Origin of the sequence: Polaromonas sp. CF318 (assembly GCF_000282655.1) — a bacterium.
GTDB lineage: Bacteria > Pseudomonadota > Gammaproteobacteria > Burkholderiales > Burkholderiaceae_C > Polaromonas.
Window position 1 is genome coordinate 31,870 of sequence record NZ_AKIV01000135.1, and the last position, 18,648, is coordinate 50,517.

The 18,648-nt window shown below is 66.3% G+C and carries 19 protein-coding genes; 8 read left to right on the plus strand and 11 right to left on the minus strand.

The features are described 5' to 3' along the window. Window positions 1-7: 7 nt before the first annotated feature. From PMI15_RS20100 to PMI15_RS20115, 4 genes are read right to left on the minus strand one after another with little or no spacing between them, the layout of a single operon-like run. Window positions 8-640 carry an ATP-binding cassette domain-containing protein gene (locus PMI15_RS20100; RefSeq protein ID WP_007873724.1) on the minus strand — a complete coding sequence of 211 codons (633 nt, stop codon included), beginning with the start codon at window positions 638-640 and terminating at the stop codon, window positions 8-10. A gap of 5 nt (window positions 641-645) precedes the next feature. After that, window positions 646-1,392 (minus strand): ABC transporter ATP-binding protein, encoded by a 747-nt coding sequence (locus PMI15_RS20105; RefSeq protein ID WP_007873726.1) that lies wholly within the window; start codon window positions 1,390-1,392, stop codon window positions 646-648. Continuing rightward, window positions 1,389-2,132: an ABC transporter ATP-binding protein gene (locus PMI15_RS20110; protein ID WP_007873727.1), complete on the minus strand. Its 744-nt coding sequence runs from the start codon at window positions 2,130-2,132 to the stop codon at window positions 1,389-1,391. Before PMI15_RS20110 ends, PMI15_RS20105 begins: the two co-directional genes overlap by 4 nt. Beyond that, window positions 2,129-3,142: a branched-chain amino acid ABC transporter permease gene (locus PMI15_RS20115; protein WP_007873728.1), complete on the minus strand. Its 1,014-nt coding sequence runs from the start codon at window positions 3,140-3,142 to the stop codon at window positions 2,129-2,131. Before PMI15_RS20115 ends, PMI15_RS20110 begins: the two co-directional genes overlap by 4 nt. Before the next feature lie 179 nt (window positions 3,143-3,321). Between PMI15_RS20115 and PMI15_RS20120 the strand changes: the two genes are divergently transcribed. Genes PMI15_RS20120 through PMI15_RS20150 form a run of 7 tightly spaced genes read left to right on the plus strand, consistent with a single transcriptional unit; the run spans window position 3,322 to window position 11,087 of the window. Next, window positions 3,322-4,209 carry a MurR/RpiR family transcriptional regulator gene (locus PMI15_RS20120; protein ID WP_007873729.1) on the plus strand — a complete coding sequence of 296 codons (888 nt, stop codon included), beginning with the start codon at window positions 3,322-3,324 and terminating at the stop codon, window positions 4,207-4,209. Next, window positions 4,206-6,140 (plus strand): 5-dehydro-2-deoxygluconokinase, encoded by a 1,935-nt coding sequence (gene iolC / locus PMI15_RS20125; RefSeq protein WP_007873730.1) that lies wholly within the window; start codon window positions 4,206-4,208, stop codon window positions 6,138-6,140. The genes PMI15_RS20120 and iolC overlap by 4 nt, the downstream gene beginning before the upstream one ends. Before the next feature lie 31 nt (window positions 6,141-6,171). Continuing rightward, window positions 6,172-7,074: an NAD(P)-dependent oxidoreductase gene (locus tag PMI15_RS20130; protein WP_007873731.1), complete on the plus strand. Its 903-nt coding sequence runs from the start codon at window positions 6,172-6,174 to the stop codon at window positions 7,072-7,074. Window positions 7,075-7,123: 49 nt separating this feature from the next. After that, window positions 7,124-8,476, plus strand: coding sequence for an ABC transporter substrate-binding protein (locus PMI15_RS20135; RefSeq protein WP_007873732.1), 1,353 nt, complete (start codon window positions 7,124-7,126; stop codon window positions 8,474-8,476). 33 nt (window positions 8,477-8,509) lie between these two features. Beyond that, complete coding sequence (locus PMI15_RS20140; RefSeq protein ID WP_007873733.1) at window positions 8,510-9,439, plus strand: branched-chain amino acid ABC transporter permease; 930 nt, start codon at window positions 8,510-8,512, stop codon at window positions 9,437-9,439. Between the two features lie 36 nt (window positions 9,440-9,475). Further along, window positions 9,476-10,219, plus strand: a complete 744-nt coding sequence (locus tag PMI15_RS20145; RefSeq protein WP_007873734.1) for an SDR family NAD(P)-dependent oxidoreductase — start codon at window positions 9,476-9,478, stop codon at window positions 10,217-10,219. A gap of 58 nt (window positions 10,220-10,277) precedes the next feature. Then, window positions 10,278-11,087, plus strand: a complete 810-nt coding sequence (locus tag PMI15_RS20150; RefSeq protein ID WP_007873736.1) for an SDR family NAD(P)-dependent oxidoreductase — start codon at window positions 10,278-10,280, stop codon at window positions 11,085-11,087. 140 nt (window positions 11,088-11,227) lie between these two features. On the opposite strand, the gene PMI15_RS20155 is transcribed toward PMI15_RS20150, so the two are convergent. The 3 genes from PMI15_RS20155 to PMI15_RS20165 all read right to left on the minus strand — a co-directional run bounded on the left by PMI15_RS20155 (window position 11,228) and on the right by PMI15_RS20165 (window position 13,916). After that, on the minus strand, window positions 11,228-12,421 hold the full coding sequence (locus PMI15_RS20155) for an alanine--glyoxylate aminotransferase family protein (protein WP_007873738.1): 1,194 nt from the start codon (window positions 12,419-12,421) through the stop codon (window positions 11,228-11,230). A 9-nt stretch (window positions 12,422-12,430) separates the two neighbouring features. Further along, entirely contained in the window at window positions 12,431-13,327 is an 897-nt protein-coding gene (locus PMI15_RS20160) for a DMT family transporter (RefSeq protein ID WP_007873740.1), read from the minus strand. A 70-nt stretch (window positions 13,328-13,397) separates the two neighbouring features. Further along, on the minus strand, window positions 13,398-13,916 hold the full coding sequence (locus PMI15_RS20165) for a flavin reductase family protein (protein WP_036840303.1): 519 nt from the start codon (window positions 13,914-13,916) through the stop codon (window positions 13,398-13,400). Between the two features lie 99 nt (window positions 13,917-14,015). Between PMI15_RS20165 and PMI15_RS20170 the strand changes: the two genes are divergently transcribed. Further along, entirely contained in the window at window positions 14,016-14,867 is an 852-nt protein-coding gene (locus PMI15_RS20170; RefSeq protein ID WP_007873746.1) for a M14 family zinc carboxypeptidase, read from the plus strand. Between the two features lie 13 nt (window positions 14,868-14,880). On the opposite strand, the gene PMI15_RS20175 is transcribed toward PMI15_RS20170, so the two are convergent. From PMI15_RS20175 to gsiC, 4 genes are all read right to left on the minus strand, one after another. Continuing rightward, window positions 14,881-15,699, minus strand: coding sequence for a M55 family metallopeptidase (locus tag PMI15_RS20175; protein ID WP_007873749.1), 819 nt, complete (start codon window positions 15,697-15,699; stop codon window positions 14,881-14,883). Next, on the minus strand, window positions 15,696-16,772 hold the full coding sequence (locus PMI15_RS20180) for a P1 family peptidase (RefSeq protein ID WP_007873751.1): 1,077 nt from the start codon (window positions 16,770-16,772) through the stop codon (window positions 15,696-15,698). The genes PMI15_RS20175 and PMI15_RS20180 overlap by 4 nt, the downstream gene beginning before the upstream one ends. Window positions 16,773-16,790: 18 nt before the next feature. Continuing rightward, window positions 16,791-17,639, minus strand: coding sequence for a glutathione ABC transporter permease GsiD (gene gsiD, locus PMI15_RS20185; protein ID WP_086003837.1), 849 nt, complete (start codon window positions 17,637-17,639; stop codon window positions 16,791-16,793). Between the two features lie 77 nt (window positions 17,640-17,716). Then, window positions 17,717-18,637, minus strand: a complete 921-nt coding sequence (gsiC, locus tag PMI15_RS20190; RefSeq protein ID WP_007873755.1) for a glutathione ABC transporter permease GsiC — start codon at window positions 18,635-18,637, stop codon at window positions 17,717-17,719. Between the last annotated feature and the right edge of the window lie 11 nt (window positions 18,638-18,648).

The window sequence follows — 18,648 nt, forward strand, 5'->3', positions numbered from 1 at the left end:
ACAGCTTCTAGGCCGTCGCCGGCGCCAGCGCCCCCAGGTAGGCCCTGACCTTCTCGTCGCGCGCCAGCGTATCGAAGTCAGGCGCTTCGCTGACCACGCCCTTCTGCACAAAGATAAAGCGCTCGCAGCATTGCCGCAGGATGTCCACGTGGTAGGACTCGTTGGGGTGCAGGCATAAAAACACCAGCCGGCCGTTGGCCTTGAGTCGAGCAAAGAAGTCCAGCATAAAGCCGATGTAGCCGTCCTGCGTGTTGAACTGCGGTTCGTCGAACAGATGCACCAGCGGCGAATCGCTGTGCGCGTGCGCCAGCATGAAGTCGGGCCTGGTCTTTTGAAACGAGCGCACCTGGTAGGACTGGTGGTAGTGGATGGCCAGCCGGTCGCGCTCGCGCGTGCGCACCTGGTGGATGTCCTGGCCGTTCACCAGCACGCGGCCCGCGCTGGGCAAGTTGCTGCCGGTGATCAGCTCGAACAGCGTGGTCTTGCCCGAGCCGTTGGGGCCCATGACGCCGACCACGCAGGGCTTGTGCACCTCGAAGTCGGCGTTCAATGAAAAGGTCGTGGTCTTGCGGATGAGGCCGCGCTGGTATTGCTTGGCGAGGTTCTCGACGCGTAACAGTGGATGGAGTGGATGGCTCATGCGGGTCAGACTCCCAAAAGCTGCCGGCACAAGGCGGCGTTGTTGCGCAGGTCGGCCGCGGGGCCCTCGTGAACGATTACGCCCTGGTTCATCACATAGGCGCGGTCGGCCACCTGCAGCGCGCTTTGCACGTTCTGCTCGACCACCAGCACCGCGATGCCTTCGGCCTTGAGCCGGCTGATGGTTTTCATCACGTCCTGCACCACCTTGGGCGCCAGGCCCTGGCTGGGCTCGTCGAACAGCACCAGGCCGGGCGAGCCCAGCAGCGCGCGCGAGATCGCCACCATCTGCATCTCGCCGCCCGAGAGGTTTTCGCACTCGCGGTGCATCAGGTATTCGAGCGCGCTGAAAATCTCAAAACACTCTTTTTCGTGCCAGGACCGAAAGCGTGTGGCCTTGCGCGCGATGGCCAGGTTACGCGCCACCGTCAGCGTCGGGAAGATGCGCCTGTCGTCGGGCACCCAGCCCATGCCGGCCTTGGCGATCTCATGCGTGGGCATGCGCGTGATGTCGCGGGCGTCGAAGCGGATGCCACCCTTGCGCGGCGGTGTCAGGCCCAGCACCGAGCGCAGCAGCGTGGTCTTGCCGGCGCCGTTGGGCCCCAGCAGCGCCACCACTTCGCCGGCGCCGACCTTGAGCGAGACATCGAACAGCACCTGCGTTTCGCCGTAAAAGGTGTCTATGCGCTCCACGGCCAGCATGCCCTCCGGCTGTGGAGGGGCCTGGATCGCGGGTTGGAGGACGGCGCTCATGCCAGGGCTCCCAGGTTGGAGCGGCGCACCCATTCGTTCTGTTTCAGGGCATCGGGCGTGCCCTGGCTGATGACCTGGCCCCAATGGATGACCGAGATCTGGTCGGCGAGCTTGAAGAGGAAGTTCATGTCGTGTTCGATGATCACAATGGTCAGCTGGCGCTTGAGTTCTTTCACCAGCTCCATTAGCCGCGCCGTGCCTTCGGCGCCCAGGCCGGCAGTAGGCTCGTCGAGGAACAGCATGCGCGGCTCGGCCGCCAGTGCCACGCCGATCTCCAGCGCGCGGCGCTCGCCGTAAGACAGGCTGCTGGCCAGCGTGCGCTCCTTGCCCTTGAGGCCCACGCGTTCGAGAATCGCGGCGGCCAGTTGTTGCGCCGTGTCGTCGGCGCCCAGGTCGCGCCAGGGGTTGAAGCCCTGACTGCGCACATGTGGCGTGGCCACCAGCACGTTGTCGAGGGCGGTGTAGCTGTCGAACAAATTCATGATCTGGAAGGAGCGCGACACGCCCTTGCGCGCGATCTCGCGCGGCGAAAGGCCGGTGATGTCCTCGCCGGCAAAGGTCACGCGGCCGCGGTCGGGCTTGTAGCGGCCCGTCAGCACGTTGAAGCAGGTGGTCTTGCCCGCGCCGTTGGGGCCCATGATGCCGTTCAGCTGGCCTTCCTCGAAGCTGAGCGTGATGTCTTGCAGCACCACCTGGGCGCCGAAACGTTTGGACAGGCCGCTGGCCTCAAAGAGCTTCACAGCGCACCTCCCGCGGGAGCCGGCTTGGCGGCGATCGCGCGGCGCGGCCTGGCCTTCCAGGCTTGCCATGCGCCGGCAATACCTTCGGGCTTGAACAGCACCATGGCCATAAAGACCAGGCCGTACCAGAGCAGCCAGGTCTCGGTGTAGGCGCCCAGCAGGTCGCGTGCCAGGATAAAAAAGGTGGCGCCTATGACAGGGCCCCAGAAGCTCACCAGGCCGCCACCTATCAGCACCATCATCACGACAAAGCCCGAGTTGTGCAGGCTCATGACGTTGGGGTAGGCCGACTGCTGCGCCATGGCGAACAGCGCGCCGGCCAGACCGGCCACCGCGGTGGACAGTGTGAAGGCCAGCCATTTGTAGAGCCAGACGTTGTAGCCCACAAAGGCCGCGCGTGTCTCGTTCTGCTTGATGGCGCTGAAGATGCGGCCCAGCGGCGAATGGATCAACCGCCACAGCCCCAGCAGCACCAGCGCGAACAGAGCCAGACAAAAGAAGAAGAGGGCGTTGTTGCCCGACAGGTTGAAGGACACAAAACCGAAATCGGCCGGCAGGCGCTTGATGTTGAGCAGCCCGTCCTCACCACCAGTGACGGTGTGCCATTTGTTGGCGATGAACCAGAACACCTGGCCGAAGGCGATGGTGAGCAGCGCGTAATAAATGCCGCGCCGGTGCGAGATAAACAGCGCCACCAGCGCGCCCAGCGCCGCCGTGACCAGCACCGCGCCGGCCAGGTCGAACCACAGGTTGGGCCAGACCCTGAGCTGCAGCAGGCCGAAGGCGTAGGCGCCCGTGCCGAAAAAAGCGCCGTGCCCGAAGGAGGGCAGGCCGGTGAAGCCCAGCAGCAGGTTGTAGCCCAGCGCGAACAGCACCCAGATCATGATTTCCAGGGCCAGGTATTGGTAGAGCCCGACGCGGCCCACCCACAGCGGCGTGGACAGCAGCACCAGCAGCGTGGCGAGCATCGGCAAGGGAATCAGCGGCGCGCGGCCGGAAGCGAGTTGCATGGGGACCTTGTCTCTCTTGGGTTTTTCTTGGAGGAAGGGAAAACGAAAAAGCGTTCAAAAAAAGAAGCTGGACAAAACAGAATATAAATTCTATTATTTAAATACGCAAGAACATTTATTCTAATTTGACGCGATGCGAGCCGGCCCGGCCCATCGCATTCCCGAGGCGGCAAGGACCCATGGACTCTGCAACGAATTACGAAGAACTCAAGGCGCTGATAGGCCGGACTTACCCGGACATGTCCAAGCAGCTGCAGCGCATCGCGCGCTTCGCGCTGGAGCAGCCCAACGAGCTCGCCCTGGGCACGGTGGCCACGGTGGCCGAGGCCACCGAGGTCCAGCCCTCGGCCATGATCCGTTTTGCCAACGCGCTGGGCTACGGCGGCTTTTCCGAAATGCAGCAGGTGTTCCGCGGCCACCTGCTGGAGCGCTCCGACAGTTACCGGGAGCGCATAGACCAGATGCGCCGCAAGCAGCTCAACGGCGAGCGCGCGCCGGCCGGCGTGCTGCACCAGTTGGTGGGCGAATCGGTGGCCGAACTGGGCCACCTGGAGGAAAGCATCGCCCAGGCCGACCTGAAGGCCGCCGTCAAGCTCATGGCCTCGGCGCCGCGCATCCATGTGCTGGCGCAGCGCCGCGCCTTTCCGGTGGCGGGCTACCTCGCCTATGCGCTGAGCCAGCTGGAGCTGCGCACCCATTTGCTCGACGGCACCGGCGGCATGCTGCGCGAAAGCCTGCGCTCCATCGCGCCCGGCGACGTGCTGATCACCGCGAGCTTTCGCAACTACTCGCCCGAGGTCATCGAGGCAGCCGCCATCGCCGCCAAACTGGGCGCCTCGGTGATCGCCATCACCGACGGCCCGCTCTCGCCGCTCAAGGCGCATGCCAAGGTCTGCCTGGAGCTGGCCGACGATTCGTCCAAGCCCTTCCGTTCGCTGGTCGCGCCGCTGTGCCTGGCGCAGGCGCTGGTGGTTAGCACCGGCCACCAGCTGGCCGAGCAGGGCGCGGCCAAAACCACAACCAAGGGCAAGCCCGCCCCCGGGCCGGCACGCAAGAGGACCACATGAACCGCCCGCTGGACCTGATTTGCGTGGGCCGCGCCGCCGTCGACCTGTACGGCGAGCAGATAGGCGGCCGCCTCGAAGACATGCAGAGCTTCAGCAAATACCTGGGCGGCTCGCCGGCCAACACCGCCGTGGGCGTGGCGCGCCTGGGCCTCAAGCCCGCCATGCTGACGCGCGTGGGTGATGAACACAACGGCCGCTTTGTGCGTGAAACCCTGGCGGCCGAAGGCGTGGACGTGAGCCACGTGGCCACCGACCCCAAGCGCCTGACCGCGCTGGTGTTCCTGGGCATCCAGGACCGCGACACCTTCCCGCTGGTGTTCTACCGCGACAACTGCGCCGACATGGCGATCAGCCCTGAGGACTTCGACGCGGCCTTTATCGCCTCTTCCAAGGCGTTGCTGATTTCGGGCACCCATTTGTCGCAGCCGCTTACCTATGAAAGCTGCACCCGCGCCATGGCGCTGGCCAAGGCCGCCGGCACGCGGGTGGTGCTGGACATCGACTACCGCCCCGTGCTCTGGGGCCTGACCAGCCCCGGCATGGGCGAACAGCGCTTTGTGCCTTCGGGCGAGGTCAGCGCGCACCTGCAAACCATCATCGGTCACTGCGACCTGGTGGTCGGAACCGAGGAAGAAATCCACATCGCCGGCGGTAGCACCGACACGCTGGCCGCCCTGCGCCGCCTGCGCGAGCTGACGGCCGGCACGCTGGTCGTCAAGCGCGGACCCATGGGCTGCGTGGTGTTTGACGGCGCGATTCCCGACTCGCTCGAAAAAGGTTTGCAGGGCCCGGGCTTTCCGGTCGACGTCTACAACGTGCTGGGCGCGGGTGATGCCTTTATGTCGGGCTTTCTGCGCGGCTGGATACCGGGCGAGCCGCTGGCCCGCTGCTGTGCCTATGCCAATGCCTGCGGCGCGCTGGTGGTCTCGCGCCACGGCTGCGCGCCGGCGATGGCGAGTTGGGAAGAGCTGCAGTTTTTCCTGGCGCAGGGTTCGCCGACGCGCCGCTTGCGAGAAGACGCGCGGCTGGAGCACCTGCACCGCACCAGCACGCGCACCCGGCGTTGGGAAGAACTGGTCATCCTGGCTTTCGACCATCGTATGCAACTGGAGGAGTTGGCCGCGCGCCACGGCCAGGGAAACGAGCGCATTCCGCGATTCAAGTCCCTGATCGCAGAGGGCGCACGGCGCGGCGCGGGCCGGCGCGCCGGTGTCGGCGTGATTGTCGACGGCCGCTTTGGCGAAGGTGTGCTTCCCACGGTGACCGGCAAGGGCTGGTGGGTGGCGCGGCCCGTCGAGCTGCCGGGCTCGCGCCCGCTGCGCTTCGAGGCCGGCGCCGGCCTGGGAGCGGCCATGCGGACCTGGCCTGGCGAACATGTCGCCAAATGCCTGGTGAGCTACCACCCGCAAGACCCCGAGGCCTTGCGCGAGAGCCAGCTGGCCAGCCTGGCCGACCTGCAGCACGCCAGCGTGGACAGCTTTCACGAATTCCTCATCGAGGTCATTCCGCCCAAGGACATGGCGGCCGACGAGGACACGGTGCCGCAGGCGCTGGCGCAGATCTACCAGGCCGGCGTTTTCCCCGACTGGTGGAAGCTGCCGCCCGCCGCGAGCGCGGCCGGCTGGGAAAAGATCGCGGCGGTCATTCATCAGCACGATCCCCATTGCCGCGGCGTGCTGGTGCTGGGCCTGGAAGCCAGCGAGGAAAAGCTGGACCAGAGCTTTCGCATCGCCGCGCCGCACGCCATCTGCCGGGGTTTTGCGGTCGGGCGCTCGATTTTTGCCGACGCCGCGAACGGCTGGTTTGCCGGCGCCATGGATGACGCGGCGGTGGTCCAGGACATTGCTGCACGTTATGCGCGGCTGATCGCGCTCTGGGACCAGGCGCGAACCGGCCGGCACGCCGATGCCGCGGCCGAGGCCCTGAACTGACCGCAAAACAAGAAACAGGACGGAGACAAAGATGACACCCAGGATTGGATTTATCGGCATAGGCATGATGGGCCACGGCATGGCCAAAAACCTGCTGGCCAAAGGCTTCGCATTGACCTTCAAGGTCAATCGCAACCGCGACAACCTGGCGGACCTTATTGCCGCCGGGGCGAAGGAAGCGAAAACCAACGCCGAATGCGCGCAGGCCAGCGACATCGTGTTTATCTGCGTCACCGGCTCGCCCCAGGTCGAGGACATCGTCTATGGCAAGGACGGCCTGCTGGACGGCGGCCGCCAGGGTCTGATCGTGGTCGACACCTCCACGGCCGAGCCGGCCTCCAGCACCCGCATACGCAAAGACCTCGCGGCCAGGGGCATCAAGCTGGTCGATGCGCCGCTGGCGCGCACGCCCAAGGAGGCCGAAGAAGGCCGGCTCAACACCATGGTGGGCGCCGAGCCCGAAGACTTCAAGGTGCTGGAGCCGGTGCTCAAGGCCTTTTGCGAAAACATCTTTCATGTCGGCCCGCCCGGCCACGGCCATGTGCTCAAGCTGGTCAACAACATGATGGCCATGAGCTTCGCCGCCTCGATTGCCGAGGCCTTCGCGGTCGCGGCCAAAAGCGGGCTGGACCTCAACCGCCTGTATGACGTGATCTCGGCCGGCGGCGTGAACTGCGGCATCTTCCAGATGATGGCGACCAAAACCCTGAAAGAAGGCGACGTCACCGGCTTCAAGTTCGGCATTGCCAATGCGCAGAAAGACCTGCGCTACTACACCCACCTGGCCGAGATGCTGCCGGTCAGCAGCCTGATGGGCGAGGCCACGCACCAGAGCCTGATCCAGGCCAGCAATGCCGGCTTCGGCGACAAGCTGATCGCTTCGCTTTTTGAAGCGCAGGAAAAACTCAACGACGTCAAGATCGTTCCCCGTTAGGCCGACCCGTTCGGACCGTTCGAACCATTCACACGCAGGAGACAAAACCATGAGCGAGATCAACAACAAGCCCGCAGCCCCTGAATCCACACCCGAAGCCGCGGCCACCTCGCGCCGCGCACTGCTCAAGCACTCCAGCCTGGCGCTGGTGGGCGCGGGCCTGTACGGCGCGGCGCCCTTCATGGGCCCCTGGAAGCACAACCACGCCTGGGCGCAGGCCGGCCAGAAGAAACCGCTGACCATAGGCCTCACCATGGACGCCTCGGGCCTGTACGCGGCCTCGGGCGGCGAGGAGCGCCTGGGCGCGATGATGGCCATCAAGGAGTTCAACGACAAGGGCGGCGTGCTGGGCCGGCGCATCGAAGCCATCCACATCGACACCGAAACCACGCCGGCCACGGGCTCGCGCGTGGCCGAACGCATGATCACGCGCAACGAGGCGGCCTTCCTGATAGGCGCGGTGCACTCGGGCGTGTCCAACGCCATCTCGCAGGTCGCGCAGAAATACGGCACGGTGTTTTTCAACACCAACTCCAGCAGCCCCACCGAGGCCGGCAAGGACTGCCACCGCACCAAGTTCGTCTGGGACGGCAACGGCACCAATTTTTCGAATGCCATCGTCAAGAACGCCATCAAGGCCAGCGGGCGCAACTGGGTGCTGCTGACCAACGACTATGTATGGGGACACACCACCTCCAAGGCGACGCGCGCCATCGTGGAGGCCAACGGCGGCAAGGTCGTGGAAGAACTCCTGGTGCCGCAGAACACCCGCGATTTTTCGTCCTACCTGCTCAAGCTGCAGCAGCTCAAGCCCAATGTGGTGGCCACGGCCGTGGGCGGCGACGACATCAAGGCGCTGCGCCAGCAGGTGGTGCAGCTCAAGATGAACCAGACCATGGCCTGGATCAACAACCAGCAGGACTGGCCCGACGTCTACGGCCTGGGCCCCGAGGCCATCTTCGGCGTTTTCGGCACCACCTGGTATTGGCGCCTGGGCCTGCCCGGCGTGAAGGAGTTCGTCGCGGCCTACCAGAAGCAGTTCCCGGGCATGGCGATCCGCGTGCCGGGCAATGTGTTCCACAACAGCTACATGGCCACGCGCGAGCTGCTGCGCTGCGTGGAGGAAGCCGGCACCACGAACAACATCGCGGTCATCAAAAAACTCGAAGGCCGCAAGATGAGCGCGGCCGACCGCCTGCAGCATTACGACGCGTGGATGGACCCGGTCACCCACCAGTGCCAGCAGACGATTTACATGGCCAGCTACAACGACCAGCCCGCCGAGAAGGACGACATCTTCAAGATCCTCACGCAGGCCGACCCCAAGGACGTGATGGACAAGGACGCCGCGGGCGCCTGCAAGCTCGAGAGCTACGACGCGACGCCCAGCTACGAAGCCTGAGCGCCCAGCCGCCCACCTTTTCTCAAGGCCACCATGGATTTCCTGCTTCAGCTGGTTCCGCACCTCGTCAACGGCATCTCGCTGGGCCTGCTGTTCGCGCTCATCGCGCTGGGCTTCATGCTCATCGTGGGGGTGATGGAAACCATCAACCTCGCGCACGGCTCGCTGTTCGCGCTGGGCATGTACTTCGCGCTGTTTTTGGTCGCGCCGCAGCTGGGCATGTTTCCGAATCTGCAGGCCTGGTACATGGGCCTGCCGCTGGGCACGCGCTACGGCGTGGCGCTGATCTTCGCGCCCATTTTTGTCGGCATCTTCGGCATGTTGCTGGAGCTGTGCATGCGGCGCACCTATGGCCGCGACCCGCTCTACGGCCTGCTGCTGACTTTCGGCGCCGCGCTGGTGATTGAAGAGGGCATACGCGTGGTCTGGGGCTCGTCGGAAAAGCAGCTCATGCTGCCCGAGGCCATTTCGGGCGCCTTCCTGATGGGGGACCTGGTGTATTCAAAGTACCGCTTCTTCGCCAGCGGCTTTGCCATCCTGATGATTGTGCTGCTCTGGGTGTTTTTGCAGAAGACACCCTACGGCGCCATCATCAAGGCCGGCGCGCACGACAGTGAAATGGTGCGGGCCCTGGGCATCAATCTCTCGCGCCTGCGCCTTTTTGTGTTCGGCCTCGGTGTGGCGCTGGCGGCCATCGCGGGCGTGGTCATGGCGCCGATCTGGGGTATACGCCCCCATGTGGGCGTGGACGCGGTGGTGCCGGCCTTTTTGATCATTGTGCTGGGCGGTGTCGGTTCGCTGTGGGGAGCGGTGATTGCCGGCTTGATGGTGGGCATGGTGGTGGGGCTGACCGGCTCCTATGCGTCAGAGTGGTCTTTGATGTCTATGTACCTGTTGTTCATCGCCGTGGTGACCTTCCGGTCCCGAGGTTTGTTCGGCAAAAAAAGCGTCCTCGACGCTTGACTCTCACTGTCACCGCGTACCGCAGAAAGTATTTGAATGAAACCGCTGCAAGATAAAGTCGCGCTGGTCACCGGTGCGGCCGGCACCATGGGCCTGGCCGTCGTCAAGGCCTTGCTTGAAGACGGTTGCAAGGTTGCGATGGTGGACGTAAGCCATGAGCGCAACCGTACATTGGCGGATGAGCTTGGGCCGCGCGCCCAGGCGTTTTCGTTTGACATCAGCGACCCCACCGCCGTGAGCGACGGCCATGCGCTTGTCGTCAAGGCCTTCGGGCCCGTCGACATCCTGGTCAACAACGCCGGCATCCTGTCCAACAACAAGGTCGAGGCCACCGAAGCCGCTGAATGGCGGCGCGTGCTGGGGGCCAATCTGGACGGCGCTTTTTACCTCGCGCAGCAGGTGGTGCCGGCCATGAAGGCGCGGCGCTTCGGCCGCATCATCAACACCAGTTCGTTGGCGGCCAAGACGGGCGGGCTGACGGCGGGCACGGCCTATTCGGTGTCCAAGGGTGCGATGAGCTCGCTGACTTTTTCGCTGGCACGTGAGCTCGCGCCTTTTGGCGTCACGGCCAATGCGGTGGCGCCGGCCTACGTCAAGACGCCCATGATCACCGAACAGCTCAACGAGGAGCAGCGCCAGAAGCTGCTGAAGGACATCCCGGTCGGCCGCTTCTGCGAGCCCGAGGAGTTCGCCCACGTGGTGCGCTTCCTGGCGTCGCCGCTGTCGGGCTTTATCACCGGTGAGATCATCGACCTCAACGGCGGCCTGCTGATGGATTGAGGAGACAAGGGAAAGCCCTTTCGCCGCCCGCCCGCTTTGCGCCCACAATTTCGCATCCATGAGCATCACACCCCGGATTGATTTCAGCACCGCGCTGACAGGCTTGTTTGACCTGCGCGGCAAGACCGCCTATGTGCCCGGCGGTTACGGCGGCATAGGTGAGGCGATTGCCTGGGGCCTGGCCATCGCCGGGGCGCGCGTGGCGGTGTCGGGCCGCGACGGGGCCAAGGCGCAGGCCGTGGCATCGGATTTGCGCGCGGCGGGGCATGAGGCCCTGGGCCTGGCCATGGACGCGCATTCGGTGCCGCAGATGCAGGCGTCGGTCGACGCCGTGGCACGGCAGTGGGGCGGCCTGGACATCCTGGTGAACTGTATCGGCATGCAGCGCGAGCAGGCCTTGCTCGAGGTCACCGAAGAGGCGTTTGACGAAGTGCTGCAGGTCAACCTCAAGGCCGCGATGTTTCTCGCGCAGGCCGCGGCCAAAAAACAGATTGAAGGCGGCCAAGGCGGCGCGCAGGTTCATTTGCTTTCGGTGCGCGCGCAGCTGGGCCTGCGCGGCCGCGGTTATTCGGCCTACAGCAGCAGCAAGGGCGGCCTGGTCATGCTGATACGCCAGCATGCGAGTGAGCTGGCGCCGCACGGCATCACCGTCAACGGCATCGCGCCCACGGTGGTACAGACCGAGATGGCGCGCCACTGGCTGGAAAACCCCGAGACGCGCCAGCAGGTGCTGGAGCGCATTCCCCTGGGCCGCGTGGCCGACCCGCAGGACGTGGCCGGCGCGGCGGTGTTTTTTGCGGCGCCGGCCTCGCGTTTTGTCACGGGCCAGGTGCTGTACCTGGATGGCGGCATTACCGCATCACAGTAGTGATGCACACAAAGGCCGCATCAATACGAAGTCTGGAAGTCTGATTTTCAATCTGTGTAAATCTGCGTCATCTGCGGATGAATCTGACCCGCTACGCAGACGACGCGGATGAACGCGGGTAAGGCAATCACGGTTCGGGCTCAGCGCTCACCTGCCAGCGCCGCGACGGCATGTTGCACGCCGCCGCTGCCTATGGGAATGCCTTGCACCTTCATGGCGGCTTCCACGCCGGCCAGGCAGCCCAGGATCATGGCCGGGTTCATATCGCCCAGGTGGCCTATGCGAAACGTGCGTCCCGCCAGCGGTCCCAGGCCGCCCGCGATGGCGACCTGGAATTGTTCGCGCGCGACTGAACGCAGGGCCTCGGGATCAATGCCGGCGCCGACCGACACCGTGGTGACGGAGACCGAGCGCGCCGCCGGCTCGCGCACAAAAAGCGCCAGCGCGCCGCCTTCGCTCCAGGCTTTGACGGCGGCATGCACCGCGCTTGCGATCAAGCGGTGGCGGGCAAAGACCTGTTCCAGGCCTTCATGAAAGATCAGCCCCAGCGCGGCTTCCAGGCCGAAGAGCAGGGTTTGCGGCGGCGTGCCGCAGAACTTGCGGTAGCTCAGCGGGCTTTGCCGCCGCGCCCAGTCCCAGTAAAACCGGGGTGTCGGGTTGGCCGCGGCCACCTTCATCGCGGCGGCATCGGCGGCGACAAAGGCCAGGCCGGGCGGCACCATCAATCCCTTTTGCGAGGCGCCCAGCACGACGTTGGCGCCCAGCGCGTCCATGGCAAAAGGCGCCGCGCCCAGCGACGCGACCACGTCCACCACCAGCAGGGCGGGATGGCCCGCGGCGTCCAGCGCCTGCCGGACTTTGGCGAGCTCGCTGGTCATGCCGCTGGCGGTGTCGGTGTGCACCACAAACACGGCGACGATGGCATGCGCGGTGTCGGCGCGCAGGGCGGCCTCCATGGCGGGCACGTCAATCGGGTAGCCCTCGCGCCACGCTGTGCGCAGCACTTTCGCGCCCATGGCCTCGGCCTGGATAGCCCAGGATTCGGAAAAATGCCCGGTGCCGGCGATCAACACCTGTTGCCCCGGCGCCAGCAGGTTGGCGATCACGGCCTCCCAGGCGCCGTGGCCGTTGCAGGCATACATGAAGACGTCGGCCTTGTCGGTTTGCAGCAGCGCCTTGAGCCCGGTTTCGCAGGCCTGGATCACGCGCTCCAGCCGTGGGTCGGCCAGGTCCATGGGCTGGCGCCGCATCGCGTCCATGACCTCGTCGGGCACCCGCGTGGGGCCCGGTGAATGGAGGAATCGGTGGCCGGGAATGCGTGGGTGGGTCGTCATGTCGAAAAATTATGCGCCTGCCGGCTTGCGGTTGACCAGCACGATGCCGGCCGCCACGGTGGCCAGCGCCACCAGCAGGCCGGTGGTCACGCTTTCCTTGAGCCACAGCGCGCCGAACAGCAGCGCGAACAGCGGCGTGAAAAACACGAACACCGAAATCTTGGTGGCCGGGTAGCGCCCCAGCATCCACATCCAGGCCAGGTAGCTGGCGAACGCGCCTATCACCGTCTGCAGCAGCAGCGAGGTGATGGCAAACGGGCTGAAGTGCCAGGACCATTGCTCGCCCAGGTAGAGCGACAGCAGGGGAAACACGGCGGCGCTGACGGCCAACTGGTAGAACAGCAGCTTCTCGGCGGAGATTTTGACCAGTTGGGTGGCGCGTATCACCACGGTGGTCAGGCCCCACAGCATGCCGGCGGCCAGCGCCAGCAGGTCGCCGCGCGCGGTCGAGGCATGGTCGCCGGTAAAGCCTTCGCGCAGCGCGAACACCACGGCGGCAAACGCGCACAGCAGGCCCAGCCACTGCAGGCCGCGCAACCGTTCGGACTTGACCCACAGCGGCACCAGCGCCGCGACCCAGAAGGGCGAGGTGTACAAAAACACCGTGAGGCGGGAGGCGCTGGTGTATTGCAGGCCCACGTAGATGCAGGCGAACTCCGCACCGAACAGCGCGCCTGCCATCAGGCCGGCCTTCAGTGAGCCGTCGCGGCTGAACAGCGGGATCTTGCGCCACAGGCACCACAGCCATAGCAGGGCCGTGGCGCCGACCAGGCGCAGCGAGGCCTGGAACATGGGCGGGATCTCGCTGATCGTGGCCTTGATCAGCACCTGCTGCAGGCCCCAGAACAGGCAGCAGCCCAGCAGCAGGGACATGGCGAGGGTGTCGAGATGGGTCTTGCGTGTCATTGGTGAAGGGCCTGGGAAAACAAACGGGACCTGAGGGTGGCGGGGCGGTCGGCCGCCGCCTTTTCCGCGCTTACAGCGGATGTTCGGTGTAGAACCTGCCGCCGTGGAACAGCAGCGGCGAGGCACCCGCGCGGTGGCCGCAGCGCTCGACCTCTCCGACGAAGATCACATGGTCGCCTTCTTCATAGCGGCTGCGGTTGAAGCATTCAAAGTGCGCGGCCGCGCCGTCCAGCAGCGGCGCGCCGCTGGCGCCCTCGGTGTGGGCCACGCCGTCCCAACGGTCGGCGCGCCCGCTGGCAAAACGTTCGGCCAGCTCTTTCTGGTCGGCCGCGAGGATGTTGATCGCGTAGTGCGAGCCGGTGCTCAGCGCGGCCATGGAGCCGGCCGCGCGCGCCAGGCTCCAGAGCACCAGCGGCGGCTGCAGCGACACCGAATTGAAGGAGTTGGCGGTCAGGCCCACCAGCACGCCGGCCGGCGTGCGCGCGGTGACGATGGTGACCCCGGTGGCGAACATGGCCAGCGACGCCCGGAATTCCCGCTGTGAAAAACTGGGGCTGCTCGCCTGGCGAGGTATGGCGGGGGTCGGCATAGACGGCTAATTTAACTGATACGGCCCCGGCCCACTTGCGTCAGGGTTTAGCCGGGTGGACGGCAGGGGCCGCGGCGGACGCCGGTTAAACTCGCGGGCATGCCGTTTCACCGCTTTGCCCTCTGCCTGTTTGCTACCTATTTCATAGCGGGCAGTGCCCGGGCTGATTCGCCTTGCGCCGACTACGCGGCCAAACTGCCGAACGTCAAGCGGGAACTCTGCGAGGCGGCGCAACTGCAGCCCACGGGCGCGCGATCCGTCAACGGGCAGGCGCTTTGGGTGCGCGACATCAAGCCCGACAACGCCGGCCTGCGCGTGCTGGTGGTGGGCGCCATCCACGGCGACGAGCTGTCCTCGGGCGCGGTGGCCCTGCACTGGATCAAGCTGGCAGGGCAGCCGCCGCAGGACGCGCCACAGGTGGTGCACTGGCGTTTTGTGCCGGTGCTCAATCCCGACGGCGTGCTGTCCACGCCGCCGCGCCGCGTCAACGCGCACGGTGTGGACCTGAACCGCAACTTCCCCACGCCCAACTGGGAGCGCGACGCCAAGGTCTACTGGGAAAAGCGCACGGGCAAGGACCCGCGCCGCTGGCCCGGCCCCAAGCCGCTGTCCGAGCCCGAGTCGCGTTTCCTGCACGAGCAGATGCAAAGCTTCAAGCCGCAGCTCATCGTCAGCATCCATGCGCCTTACGGCGTGCTCGACTTCGACGGGCCTTCGGTTCCGCCCTCGCGCCTGGGGCGGCTTTACCTGGACCAGGTCGGCATCTTCCCCGGCTCGCTGGGCAACTACGGCGGCATCCACAAAGGCGTGCCGGTGGTGACCATAGAACTGCCCAATTCCACACGCACGCCGCTCGATGCCGAGATGCGCCAGATGTGGCTGGACCTGCTGCGCTGGATGAGCGAGCGGGCGGTCGGGCAGGGCGCGGAACACGCGCCGCGCGTGCCCTAGGGCGGTGAACAGCCTAGCGCAGCATGCTGGACATGGCCGACAGGCTGTTGACCATGCGCACCGCGGCCTCCACGGTGGGCGCGTCAAAGCCGACCTCATCGCCGTCCAGCCGCCGCAAGGCCGGCCATTGGCAGAACAGGTCGGCCAGCGCCGGCGACTGGGTCTGGATGCGCACGGCGATGGGGCCCGCCAGCACATAAGGGCGGGCTGAGCCGCGCTGCACCAGCGCGGCGGCAACCCCGGCACGGATGGCGCCGCAGGCCTGGGCCGGGGACAGGCTGATGCCGCTGGTCTGGCCGGTGGCCCGCTTGGTCTGCACAAAGGTGGCGTGCGGGAACAGCGGGCGGTGCTCCTCGATGAACACATCGTCGCCGCTGGCCATCACCACCGGCACGCCGTACTCGCCGGCCAGCGCGCCGTAGATGCCGGCTTCGCCCAGTTCAATGCCGTTGAAATACACACGCGCAAAGGCAAAGCTGTTGATGGTGTGCGCCAGGATGCCGCGGCCCTGCGCGCGCGAGTGGTAGCCGATCATGCAGACGGCGTCTACGCCGTCGTCGACGCCGGCCATCATGCTCAGGTAGCGCGGCTTGCCCATGACGGCCTGGGCGCGCGCGTCCAGCAGCTCCGGCGGCATGTTGCGAAAACTCCCATGCGAATCGTTGACCAGCACCTCGGTGGCGCCCGCATCGAAGGCGCCGGCAATGGCGGCATTGGCCTCGTGCGCCATCAGCAGGCGGGCGCGTTCGTACTCGGGATTGCCGGCACGCACCTGCTCGTGGTGAAAAACGCCGGCAACGCCTTCGATGTCGGTGGAGATCAGGACTTTCATGGGGGATTCGCTGAGGGTTGCAATGAGGATGAAGAAGGCCAGCCGGGCAGCAGCCCGGCCAGCGCGCGGCGGTGGTGGCCGCCGCGGCCGGTGACGGCGCGGGCCTGCCACAGGGCGTGGATGATGGCCTGCTCGGTGCTGTCGGCCACGGCCTGGAACAGCGGGTCTATCAGGCCATCGTGCAGCAGGGCCACGGCCGGCATGGGCCTGGTGGTTTGCTGCGGCACGGTGTAGGCGGTGGAAAACGCCAGCGCGATGTCGCCGCTGCCGTGGCCGAACACCGAGCCGGTGCGCGCCAGCCCGGCGCCGGCGCGCAAGGCCAGCCGGCGCAGCTGGCGCGCGTCCAGCGGCGCATCGGTGGCGATCAGCAGGATGATGGAGCCTTTTTCGGGCTCTGCTGCTTGCGCTTGATGTGCCGCCAGCCGGGCGCCCAGGGCCTGGCCGGCCATGAGCAGTTGCGGCAGCTGGCCGTAGTTGGCCAGCACCAGCGCGCCTACGGTGTACTCGCCGCCCCCTGCGGCCGCCACGCGGCGCGAGGCCGTGCCCACGCCGCCCTTGAGCCCGAAGCTGGACATGCCGCGCCCCGCGCCGACCGAACCTTCCGCGACCTCCACGCCCGCCTGCTCGCAGGCCTGCAGGTAATGCTGCTCTGCGACGGCCATGCGCTGGATGTCGTTGAGAAAGCCGTCGTTGCATTCGAACACCAGCGGGTTGACCGTGGGCAGGCTGCGCCCTGTTTCGGGGTTGGCGGCCATGCACTGGCGGATTTGCGCGGTGGCCACGGCGGCGACCGAAAAGGTATTGGTGAGTGCGATCGGCGTTTCCAGCACGCCGAGCTCCTCGAGCTGCAGCAGGCCCACGCTCTTGCCGAAGCCGTTGAGCACGGCCGCCGCGGCCGGGACCCGGTCGCGGAACAGGTCGCCGCCATGGGGGCGCACCACCGTCACGCCCGTCTGGATCTCGCCGGCGTCCAGCGTGCAATGGCCGACGCTCACGCCGGCGACGTCGGTGATGGCGTTGCGCTGCCCGTGCGGCAGGCTGCCGATGTGGGGCAGCAGGTGGCGGGGTGTCACGAAGCGGCCTTGCCCCGCTTACTGGCGGTCGATCTTGGGGTCCAGCGCATCGCGCAGGCCGTCGCCCAGCAGGTTGAAGGCCAGCACGGTCAGGAAGATGGCCAGGCTGGGAAACAGCGCGATATGCGGTGCGTTGAGCATGTCGGCGCGCGCCTCGTTGAGCATGGCGCCCCATTCCGGCGTGGGCGGCTGCGCGCCCAGGCCCAGGAAGGACAGGCTGGCGGCCGTGATGATGGAGGTGCCTATGCGCATGGTCAGGTACACCACCACCGAGGACACCGTACCCGGCAGCAGGTGGCGCAGCATGATGACCGAGTCGGGCGCGCCTATGGAGCGCACCGCCTCGATGTAGGTCTGGTGCTTGAGCGAGAGCACATTGCCGCGCACCAGGCGCGCGAACGCCGGCACGCTGAACACGGCCACGGCCATGATCACGTTGACCATGCCGTTGCCCAGGATGGCGACGATGCCGATGGCCAGCAAAATGCCGGGAAAGGCAAACAGCACGTCGGACATGCGCATGACGATGCGGTCCCACCAGCCTTCGTAATAACCCGCCAGCAGCCCGAGCAACGTACCGATCACGGCGCCCACGGCCACCGAGACAAGGCCCGCGGCCAGCGAAATGCGCGCGCCCATCAGGATGCGGCTGAAGATGTCACGGCCCAGCGCGTCCACGCCGAACCAGTGTTTGGCCGAGGGCGGCGCGTTCAGGGCGTCGTAGTCGAAGAAATTCTCCGCGTCAAAAGGGCTCAGCCAGGGCGCGAGCACCGCCACCAGCACCAGCAGCAGCACAAAACCGCCGGCCGCCAGGGCCACGCGCTGCTTCTTGAATTTGCGCCAGAACTCGGCGGCGGGCGTGCGCACGGCGAGGGCGGCGGGATGCGCGCTTTCGGGAGGTGGCGCTTCGCTCGCGGCGGCGGCGACTGGGGATTCGGGGGTGTTCACTTGAAACGGATGGTCGGGTTGATGATGGCGTAGAGCATGTCCACCACCAGGTTGATCAGGATGAATTCGAGCGAGAACAGCAGGACCAGCGCCTGAATCACGGGATAGTCGCGCATCTCCACCGCGTCGACCAGCAGCCGGCCCATGCCGGGCCAGTTGAACACCACCTCGACGACGATGGAGCCGCCCAGCAGGAAGCCGAACTGCAGGCCCATCATGGTGACCACCGGGATCAGTGCGTTGCGCAGCGCGTGCTTGACCACCACCACGGTTTCGGAGAGACCCTTGGCGCGCGCCGTGCGCACGTAGTCTTCCTTGAGGATGTCGATGAAGGAGCTGCGCGTAAAGCGCGCCATCACGGCCGCCACACCCGCGCCCAGTGTGAGGGACGGCAGGATGTAGTGCCTCCATGAGTCGGCCCCGACGGTGGGCAGCCAGCCCAGTTGGACTGAAAAGAACTGCATGAGCAGCATGCCCAGCGCGAACGAGGGAAACGAAATGCCCGAGACCGCCAGCGACATGCCCAGCCGGTCGGGCCAGCGGTTGCGCCACACCGCCGACACCATGCCCAGCACCAGGCCCAGCAGCACCGACCAGCCCATGGCCGCGATGGTGAGCCAGAAGGTGGGCGCGAAACGCTCCGCGATCTCCGTGGCCACGGGCCGCTTGGTGCGTATGGACAGGCCGAAGTCGCCTTGCAGCGCGTGGCTGAAAAAGCGCACGAACTGCTGCGGTATCGGCAGGTCCAGCCCCAGGTCGCGGCGCACCAGCTCCACGGTTTCGGGGCCCGCGTCGGGCCCGGCGGCCAGCCGTGCCGGGTCGCCGGGCAGCAGGTGCACGAACAGGAACACCAGCACGGCCACGATCAGCAGCGTCGGCAGCAGGCCCAGCAGGCGCTTGAGAAGGTAGTAGGTCATGCGGTGAGCGC